7 protein-coding genes are annotated in these 8,523 nt (G+C 68.9%); 2 read left to right on the top strand and 5 right to left on the bottom strand.

Features of this window, described 5'->3' with window-relative positions; all coding sequences use genetic code 11:
* Positions 1 to 48 precede the first annotated feature (48 nt).
* The 4 genes from CH341_RS21765 to groES all read right to left on the bottom strand — a co-directional run bounded on the left by CH341_RS21765 (position 49) and on the right by groES (position 5,914).
* Positions 49 to 1,107: an ABC transporter substrate-binding protein gene (locus tag CH341_RS21765; protein WP_111421080.1), complete on the bottom strand. Its 1,059-nt coding sequence runs from the start codon at positions 1,105 to 1,107 to the stop codon at positions 49 to 51.
* Between the two features lie 321 nt (positions 1,108 to 1,428).
* Positions 1,429 to 3,285, bottom strand: coding sequence for a vanadium-dependent haloperoxidase (locus CH341_RS21770; protein WP_170149750.1), 1,857 nt, complete (start codon positions 3,283 to 3,285; stop codon positions 1,429 to 1,431).
* 598 nt (positions 3,286 to 3,883) lie between these two features.
* On the bottom strand, positions 3,884 to 5,521 hold the full coding sequence (gene groL, locus CH341_RS21775; RefSeq protein ID WP_111421082.1) for a chaperonin GroEL: 1,638 nt from the start codon (positions 5,519 to 5,521) through the stop codon (positions 3,884 to 3,886).
* A gap of 96 nt (positions 5,522 to 5,617) precedes the next feature.
* Complete coding sequence (groES, locus tag CH341_RS21780) at positions 5,618 to 5,914, bottom strand: co-chaperone GroES (RefSeq protein WP_111421083.1); 297 nt, start codon at positions 5,912 to 5,914, stop codon at positions 5,618 to 5,620.
* A 499-nt stretch (positions 5,915 to 6,413) separates the two neighbouring features.
* On the opposite strand from groES, the gene CH341_RS21785 reads away from it, so the two are divergent.
* Both CH341_RS21785 and CH341_RS21790 read left to right on the top strand, forming a co-directional pair.
* On the top strand, positions 6,414 to 6,968 hold the full coding sequence (locus CH341_RS21785) for a hypothetical protein (RefSeq protein WP_245431181.1): 555 nt from the start codon (positions 6,414 to 6,416) through the stop codon (positions 6,966 to 6,968).
* A gap of 14 nt (positions 6,969 to 6,982) precedes the next feature.
* Positions 6,983 to 7,417 (top strand): GNAT family N-acetyltransferase, encoded by a 435-nt coding sequence (locus CH341_RS21790; protein ID WP_111421084.1) that lies wholly within the window; start codon positions 6,983 to 6,985, stop codon positions 7,415 to 7,417.
* 12 nt (positions 7,418 to 7,429) lie between these two features.
* On the opposite strand, the gene CH341_RS21795 is transcribed toward CH341_RS21790, so the two are convergent.
* Positions 7,430 to 8,422, bottom strand: coding sequence for a tripartite tricarboxylate transporter substrate binding protein (locus CH341_RS21795; RefSeq protein WP_111421085.1), 993 nt, complete (start codon positions 8,420 to 8,422; stop codon positions 7,430 to 7,432).
* Positions 8,423 to 8,523 lie beyond the last annotated feature (101 nt).

Here is an 8,523-nt window from a genome sequence, read left to right on the forward strand (position 1 = left end):
GTTCGGCGCTGTCGCGCCGACCCGGAATGACTGTTCCTGGCGTTCCGCTCAGCCGAACGGGTTCGACTTGGCGAGGCGCTCGTTCGCCTCGACGGCAGGGGAGAGGTCGAACAGCTGCTCCTTGGTGACGCTGCCGCTGACCAGCTTCATCGGGTCGGTCCAGAACTTGCCCTGCGCCATGCAGGAGTCGATGTTCGGCATGCCGTCCTCGTTGAACCAGGTCCAGCGCGGCGCCGCCATCTCGATCAGGGGCGGCGGCACCTTGGTGGCCTCGGAGACGATCTTGATGATCTCCGGATCCTTGGTCGCGGCCGCCTTGTTGAACACCCGGCCCGCATGGGTGTGCACCATCGCGAAGCGCACGGCGGCGGACTTGTTGGCCTGCAGGAAGCGCTGCGACACGGCCCAGCAGCCGAGCTGCGTGTTGGGCTCGATGTCGTAGCCGGAGAACACCAGCTTGCCGAAATTGTTCTTCTCGACCAGGAAGCCGAGCGGCACCGGAACGTTGGCGGCGTCGGCCTGCCCGGCGCCGATCGCCTTGACGATGTCGGGGTAGGCGAGGCCAGTCGACCACTCGACGTCGGTGCGCGGATCGAGGCCGGCGCGCTGCACGCCCAGCCCGAGCAGATACTGGTCGATGCCGCCGGGCGCCTGGATGGCGATCTTCTTGCCCTTCAGCAGCGCCATCTTGTTCGGCGCCGTCATGCCGGCCTTCACCATGTCGTTCGAGGCCGCGATGGTCATCGAGCCGGAGCCCGGCTTCTCCGAGCCGCGGTCGAGCATCAGCTTGAACGGCGCGCCCTTCGAAACCGTGTTGAACAGGCCGGCGTTCAGCGTCGCCACGGTCGCGTCGATCTCGCCGGCGACCAGCGCCGGCATCGCCAGGACGCCGTCGTTGAAATAGCGGATCTCGACGTCGAGCCCGACCTTGTCGAAGAAGCCCTTCGCCTGCGCCACGAAGATCGGCCCCGACGAGATCAGCGGCACGATGCCGATGCGCATCTTCGTGCGCGGCTCCTGGGCGCGGCCGCTGCGCGGCAGCGTCGTGGCGAGGCCGGCCGCGGCGGCCGTGGACATGAAGTGACGGCGGTCGAGGGACAGGGGCATGGCGTCTCCGGAGGTGGGAGGTTGGGCACCGTCAGGAAGCAAGAGCGGTGCCGCGGGGAATGCCGAGGTTTGTATGAAATCTGCACCACGTGGAGGAGCGCGTGCAAGCCCACGGCGGCGCGATCGCCCTGCGGCGTTTTCACCCCCGCGCCGATACCGCGCCACGCGCCGTGCGCCGCGGCGAGCGGGGCGCCGCTGCGGCCGGCCGGGTGGGAGCAAGACACTGGGGCGACCTTTCGGCCGCCCCGTGACGCACTCGCGCGCTGCGTGTGATCAGAAGATCGTGCCGCCCCTGCGACGGCGGCCGCTCTCGTGGTGAGATCAGCGAATGTTCGTGTTGGTCATCTTGGCGCTTCCGGCGGCCGAGGACGAGGTCGCGATTCGGTCGGCGGTCATCTCCCCGTGCGGACTCTTCATCCCGTTGTGAAAGATGTCGTTGGCGATGCCGAGCCCAAGGGGGATGCCGCCGGTCGGGTATTTGGCCTGGGGGCCGCGCGGTCCGGTCCAGACGTGCGAGAAGCGCATGTCGCTCGGTGACTTGTACCCACCGGAGCCGTTGGTCATGTCCCCGTAATCGGCGGCGTCGAAGCGCCAGTGGACGCCCAGATAGATCCGGCTGAGGGCGTTCTCGAAGATGGCGTTCCAGAGCGAGACGAACCTGCGCCTCACGCGCGTGCGGACGACGCCCTGCTGGTCCTCGATCGGCTTCGACGGATCGTAGGGTTGGCGCAGGTCGCGGCTGATGCCGTTGAGCTCCTCCGAGACGAACGTGAAGGTGATGTCGTCCGGCGCCTGCCAGTCCGCGGGATCACTCGGGAGGCTTCCGGCCCGCTGCCGGTAATAGAGCCGCACCATCTGGAACGCGGCGGCCCCGAAGGTCGCGTGGCCCGACGGATAGGCCGGGAAGGGCGGCTTGAAGGAGACCTTGTCGGTGTTGGTCTCCGGCGCGCCGAGCGCGTACCAGAATGGGTCGGCACCCTCGGCGCTCAAGTGCGGCTCAGCGATCGGCTCGGGACCGGTGCCCGCGACGGCGTCCGGGCCGGTGCTCGGGTCGTGCTCCCGGATGCCGGACAGCGGGCGCCAGAGCTCGAAGCGGTACTTCTCCAGCCACGCGTACTTGCCGGCGTCGGCCATGGCCGTGTTGGCGAGAGCGAAGAGGCGAACGAAGTCGGAGGTGCGCGCCAGCTCGTCGCCGTCGGGAAGCTTTTTGCTCCACGCGATCGTGCGGATGATCTGATTGTAGAGCCGCGGCGGCGTCCCGATGAGGTTGGCCCCATCGTAGGCCCAGTAGTAGGCCGCAACGGTCTGGTCCGGATCGCGGTGGGTCTTCGGCAGTCCAGGCGCGCCGCCCAGATGCACCACCTCCTGCAGTGCGTTCTGATACTCGCCCGGCGCTCCGGGTGCGGCGGGCTCCGGCCACTTCTCCAGGCGATGGCCGGCGTCGTCGTGAACCGCGAAACGCTTCACGGTCGAGCCGTAGAAGGGACCATGATAGATCCTCGCCGCGGTGGTTCCCCGGCTCGGATCGTTCGGGTCGATGGGCGCCGGGCGTACGGGCGTGACGGGCTCGTCGCGGAAGCAGTAGCGGCCCTGCCTGGGTTCGTAGCGTCCCTGGTCGGCACCCGGCTCGTCGGGTTTCACCCCGAGAAGATCGAAGACGGCGCGTGCGACCGTCACTCCGAGCCCGTGAGCCGGGTGCAGCGTGTCGATGTAAGGCCCGTGGTCGCCGATCATTCGGCGCAACGCGCTCCGCAGCGTGTCGCTCGCCACCACCGAGATGTTCGGGCTTTGGCGTCCGTAGAGAAGATCCAGGATCGTCACGGCGGCGCCGGTGAGGGCGAGATTGGCGTTGGCGAGATTCCCCGGCACCACGGGATTGCTCGGCCCGTCGCGATGCCCCGTGTAATTCTTGGAGGTTCTGTCGAGGACCGAGGTCACGTCGGTGGTGGCAAGATAGGTCGGGGGATTGCTGGTCTGGTTATGTCCCAGCGCGATGAAGTAGGCGTCGTGCATTGCCAAGTGCAGGAGGCCGAGCGCCCGCGAGCTCATGGTCGGGCCGGTCTGCGGCCCGCCGAGCGAATGGGTGATGCGGTTCATCTCCAGGGCGACGTGGTTCCAGTACAGCACCGGATAGGCGTTCAGCCCGGCTTCCTCTTCGACTTTCGGCAACATCGGCATGGCGCGGTCCTCCATCGTTGGGACAAGCGAAGTCGATCGCGCTGCGTGGGGCTGCGCGGTGGAGACGTCGATGCATCGCGGGCCAGCCGCCCGGCCGCAGCCGGACAGCCGCACGCTCGCGCATGTGCGGTCGTGAAGTGGAGCTTTTGAACGGGCGCCGGAGGCGGGCCGCGGCGTGGCGGCTCAGCAGACGTCGATCACGAGGTGTCGGTCACCGGGGTCGGCCCGCCGCCGCGCAGGATCGTGGGGCGGCTCATCGGTCGACGGCTGCCGTTCGGTTGCCGGGAGCGGATCGTGCGGTGTCCGCCGGCAGCCGCCGCATGGCAGCCCGAAGACCGGGCACGGACGTCTCGTTCGTGGTCCAAGCCATGATTGTGCCTCCGGGGGCCGGTCATCGAAGGTGATGGCGTGGCTTATCCTCGATAGCGTTCTGGTATCATTGCAAGGAATGAGCGATAAACAAAACACAAAGTTGTGTAATTCTTGCTGTGCGTGCTCTCGTGGTGCAAGCCGGAGCGACTCCGCTCGGTCGCCCCGTAACAAAAACGGGGCGGCCTTTCGGCCGCCCCGCAAAACGTCACTCGCGTGAAAGGCGAGATCAGAAGTCCATGCCGCCCATGCCGCCGCCGTGCGGCATCGCCGGGGCCGGCTTGTCCTTCGGCAGCTCGGCGACCATCGCCTCGGTGGTCACCAGCAGGCCGGCGATCGAGGCGGCGTCCTGCAGCGCGGTGCGCACCACCTTGGCCGGATCGATGATGCCGGCCTCGACGAGGTCGACATACTTCTCGGTCTGCGCGTCGAAGCCGTAGGTCTCCGACTTGTTCTCGAGGATCTTGCCGACCACGATCGAGCCCTCGACGCCGGCGTTCTCCACGATCTGACGGATCGGGGCCTCGAGCGCCTTCAGCACGATGTTGATGCCGGCCTGGACGTCGGCGTTCTCGTTCTTGATCTTGCCGACCGAGGCCTTGGCGCGGAGCAGGGCGACGCCGCCGCCCGGGACGATGCCCTCTTCCACCGCGGCGCGGGTGGCGTTGAGCGCGTCCTCGACACGGTCCTTCTTCTCCTTCACCTCGATCTCGGTGGCGCCACCGACGCGGATCACCGCGACGCCGCCGGCCAGCTTGGCGAGGCGCTCCTGGAGCTTCTCACGGTCGTAGTCCGAGGTGGTCTCCTCGACCTGCGCCTTGATCTGACCGACCCGCGCCTCGATGTCGGCCTTCTTGCCGGCGCCGTCGACGATGGTGGTCTTCTCCTTCTCGATCAGCACCTTCTTGGCGCGGCCGAGCATCTGGACGGTGACGTTCTCGAGCTTGATGCCGAGGTCTTCCGAGATCACCTGGCCGCCGGTGAGGATCGCGATGTCCTCGAGCATCGCCTTGCGGCGATCACCGAAGCCCGGCGCCTTCACGGCCGCGACCTTGAGGCCGCCGCGCAGCTTGTTGACGACGAGCGTGGCCAGCGCCTCGCCCTCGACGTCCTCGGCGATGATGACGAGCGGCTTGCCCGACTGCACCACCGCCTCGAGCACCGGCAGCATCGCCTGCAGGCCCGACAGCTTCTTCTCGTGCAGGAGGACGTAGGCGTCCTCGAGATCGGCCGTCATCTTCTCGGCGTTGGTGATGAAGTACGGCGAGAGATAGCCGCGGTCGAACTGCATGCCCTCGACGACCTCGAGCTCGGTCTCGAGCGCCTTGGCCTCCTCGACCGTGATGACGCCCTCGTTGCCGACCTTCTGCATGGCGCCGGCGATCATCTGGCCCACGCCGGTGTCGCCGTTCGCCGAGATGGTGCCGACCTGTGCGACCTCGGCCGACGAGCCGACCTTCTTGGCGCGCTTCTCGATGTCCTTCACGACCGCGGCGACGGCGATCTCGATGCCGCGCTTGAGGTCCATCGGGTTCATGCCGGCGGCCACCGACTTGGCGCCCTCGCGGACGATCGCCTGGGCCAGCACGGTCGCCGTGGTGGTGCCGTCACCGGCGAGGTCGTTGGTCTTCGAGGCCACTTCGCGCACCATCTGGGCGCCCATGTTCTCGAACTTGTCCTCGAGCTCGATCTCCTTGGCGACGGTGACGCCGTCCTTGGTGATCCGGGGAGCGCCGAAGCTCTTCTCGATCACGACGTTGCGGCCCTTCGGGCCGAGCGTCACCTTGACGGCGTTGGCGAGCAGGTCGACGCCGCGCAGCATCTTGTCGCGCGCGTCGGAGGAGAAGCGGACGTCCTTGGCAGCCATGTTGATTGCTCCGAATTGGTGTCAGTCAGGGGGAGCGCCGGACCGCCGCGGCGGCGCTGTCGCGCGCCTCCGGCGGCCGGCGAAACGGTGGGTCGATCAGCCGACCACGCCCATGATGTCGGACTCCTTCATGATGAGGAGATCCTCGCCGTCGAGCTTCACCTCGGTGCCGGACCACTTGCCGAACAGCACCTTGTCGCCGACCTTGAGGTCGAGCGGAACGAGCTTGCCGGCCTCGTCGCGGCCGCCCGGGCCGACGGCGATGATCTCGCCCTGGCTCGGCTTCTCCTTGGCGGTGTCCGGGATGATGATGCCGCCGGCGGTCTTCTCTTCGGCCTCGATGCGCTTCACGACGACGCGATCGTGGAGCGGGCGGAACGTGGTCTTCGCCATGGACTGTGTATCCTCGTCGCCACCTGGGGGTGGCTGGTTTCGTTTGAAAACCTGGGCTTGAAGGGTTGGCACTCCGACCTCGCGAGTGCCAAACCCGGTCCGGAGATAGGGACTGGGGTTCTGGCTGTCAAGGCGCCGGGCGGGCCGGAGAGGGTGGGGCGGCGGCACCTCGCTCGGTGCGGTTAATACCCCGGGACGGACGCCCACCGGCGTCGGCAGGCATTGCCGCAGATGCGGGCCTGTCGGGCCCGGCACGCCTCCCGGGTGTCATAACCGGGCCTCTCCGGGCAGGCAACCCGACGTCGGCGCCGGCGCGCCGCGATGGTTACTCCGCCGGCCCGGCGTCATCGAAACGCCCATCTCGACGTGCAAGCCTGTCGGCTCATCCCGCCCGCAGTGTCGCCGCTGGTGCCGTGCGCCGGCATCCCCGGCGGTATAAAACGCACTTGCGCCAAGGCCTTCCGCCCATCACAGTGGGGTCCTGATGTCGGAGATCGTCATGGTCGGTTCGTTCCGGGGCGCCGCGCGTAGTCTGCTGGCCGCCTCCGTGCTGGTATCGCTCGGGGGCTGCGCGAGCTATTTGCCGTCGTTCTCGGGCGGCAGCCCGGAGCCGGCGCCGGCCCCGATGGCGGCCCCGATCCCCTCCAACATCCGCTCCGAGGACTTGGTCGGCCGCTGGGGCCTCGCCGCCTATCACCGCGATGCCGACCGGGCCCGGACCGAGGCGGCGGCGCGCGGCCAGTGCAAGCTGCCTTTCGTGATCAACCGCAGCTCGACCGGCGTGTCGATGCTGGGCCACGACAGCCCGCAGGTGCAGGACATGCTCGTCAAGGGCAGCGCCGAGGGCAAGACCTATATCGGTCCCAACCCGCAGTCCGGCGATCCCGACGACCGCGAGGTGGTCTCGTTCGACGGCCGGGTGCTGGTGATGCGCTGGGTCGATCCGGAGGTCGCCGGCCGCTACGGCACCATGGTGCTGGTGCGCTGCGGTGCCGAGGGGACCACTGCATCGCGCGGTCCCCGTCCGGCTCCCGCCCCCGCCGTCCCCCGCTGACCCACGAGGCCCGCATGAACGCGGGACATCCCAAGCTGCTCTGGCTGCCGCTGGCGCCGTTCGAACGCGACGGCCTGCGCCGCGCGCTGGAGCGTGCCGGCCTGCCCCATGCCGACGTCGACGCACCCGGCCGCTGGTTCTGGCGGTTCGAGGAGAACGACGTGCCGGTCGGTTTCGGCGGCATCGAGGTGCACGACGAGGACGGCTTGCTGCGCATCGTCACGCTGCCGATGCTGCGCCATCGCGGCCTCGGCGGCGCCATCGCCGACGCGCTCGAGGGCGAGACGGTGGCGCTCGGCTGCCGCGTCCTCTGGGTCGCAGCGGGCGGCGAGGAGCCGTTCTTCGCCGAGCGCGGCTACGCGCCGTGCCCTCGCGACACCGTCCCGGCCGCCGTCGCCGGGAGCATCCCGCCCGGCGCCGACGCCGTCATGATGAAGCGGGTCGGGTAGGGCGCGAAACCGTCAGTCCGTCTTGGCCCCGGCGCCGGACAGCTTGACGATCTTGGCCCACTTCTCGATGTCGGCGCGCAGATAGGCGTCGAACTCCGTCGGCGTCATCTCCATCGGCACCGCGCCCTGGCGGCTCCACGCCTCGCGGACGTCGGGCCTGGCGATCACGGCCCGCACCGCGCCGTTGAGCTTCTCGACGATCGCGGCGGGCGTGCCGGCCGGCGCCATCACGCCGAGCCAGATGGTCGCCTCGTAGCCGGGCACGCCGGCCTCGGCCACGGTCGGCACGTCCGGCATCAGGGTCGAGCGCTTGGCGCCCGTGGTGGCGAGCGGGCGCACCTGGCCGGCCTCGGCGTTGCTGCGCATGGTCGTGATGGCGTCGAACATCATCTGCACATGGCCGCCCATCACGGCGTTGCGGGCCTCGCCCGAGGCCTTGTGGGGCACGTGCACGATGGCGGTGCCGGTCATCGCCTTGAACAGCTCGCCGGCCATGTGATAGGGCGTCCCGGTGCCGGACGAGGCGTAGTTCAGCCCGCCGGGCTGCGCCTTGGCGAGCGCGATGAACTCGGCCAGCGTCTTGGCCGGAACGCCGTTGTTCACCACCATCAGCAGGTCGGACGAGTTGATCGGCGACACCGCGACGAAGTCGCGCATCAGCTCGAACGGCTTGTTCTGGACCAGCGACTCGTTGGTCGTCTGGGTGTTCGACATGATCAGCAGCGTGTAGCCGTCGGGCGCCGACTTCGCGACCATGTCGGTGCCGATGATGGCGCCGGCGCCGGGCCGGTTCTCCACCACGAAGGACTGCTTCATCGACTCGGACAGATGCTGCGCCAGCACGCGGGCGAAGACGTCGGCCGGGCCGCCGGCTCCGAACGGCACGATCAGCCGCACCGGCCGGGCCGGATACTCCTGCGCGGCGGCGGGCGGCGCCGACGCGAGCAGGCAGGGGGCGATGGCGAGGGCAGTGACGAAGGCGAGCGCGCGCCGTCGAAGCGTCATCAGGCAGTCCTCCCGTTGCGGATCGTTGTGAAGGCCGATCCTTTCGCTTAGGGCTAGCATGGAAGCGCACGGCCCGCGAGCCTCGCCGCGAGGCCGGGCCG

This window comes from Rhodoplanes roseus, assembly GCF_003258865.1.
GTDB lineage: Bacteria > Pseudomonadota > Alphaproteobacteria > Rhizobiales > Xanthobacteraceae > Rhodoplanes > Rhodoplanes roseus.

Excerpts from the sequence above, each read along its gene's own strand:
- CH341_RS21765 (WP_111421080.1), bottom strand. The coding sequence starts at position 1,107 with ATGCCCCTGTCCCTCGACCGCCGTCACTTCATGTCCACGGCCGCCGCG.
- CH341_RS21770 (WP_170149750.1), bottom strand. The coding sequence starts at position 3,285 with ATGCCGATGTTGCCGAAAGTCGAAGAGGAAGCCGGGCTGAACGCCTAT.
- groL (WP_111421082.1), bottom strand. The coding sequence starts at position 5,521 with ATGGCTGCCAAGGACGTCCGCTTCTCCTCCGACGCGCGCGACAAGATG.
- groES (WP_111421083.1), bottom strand. The coding sequence starts at position 5,914 with ATGGCGAAGACCACGTTCCGCCCGCTCCACGATCGCGTCGTCGTGAAG.
- CH341_RS21785 (WP_245431181.1), top strand. The coding sequence starts at position 6,414 with ATGGTCGGTTCGTTCCGGGGCGCCGCGCGTAGTCTGCTGGCCGCCTCC.
- CH341_RS21790 (WP_111421084.1), top strand. The coding sequence starts at position 6,983 with ATGAACGCGGGACATCCCAAGCTGCTCTGGCTGCCGCTGGCGCCGTTC.
- CH341_RS21795 (WP_111421085.1), bottom strand. The coding sequence starts at position 8,422 with ATGACGCTTCGACGGCGCGCGCTCGCCTTCGTCACTGCCCTCGCCATC.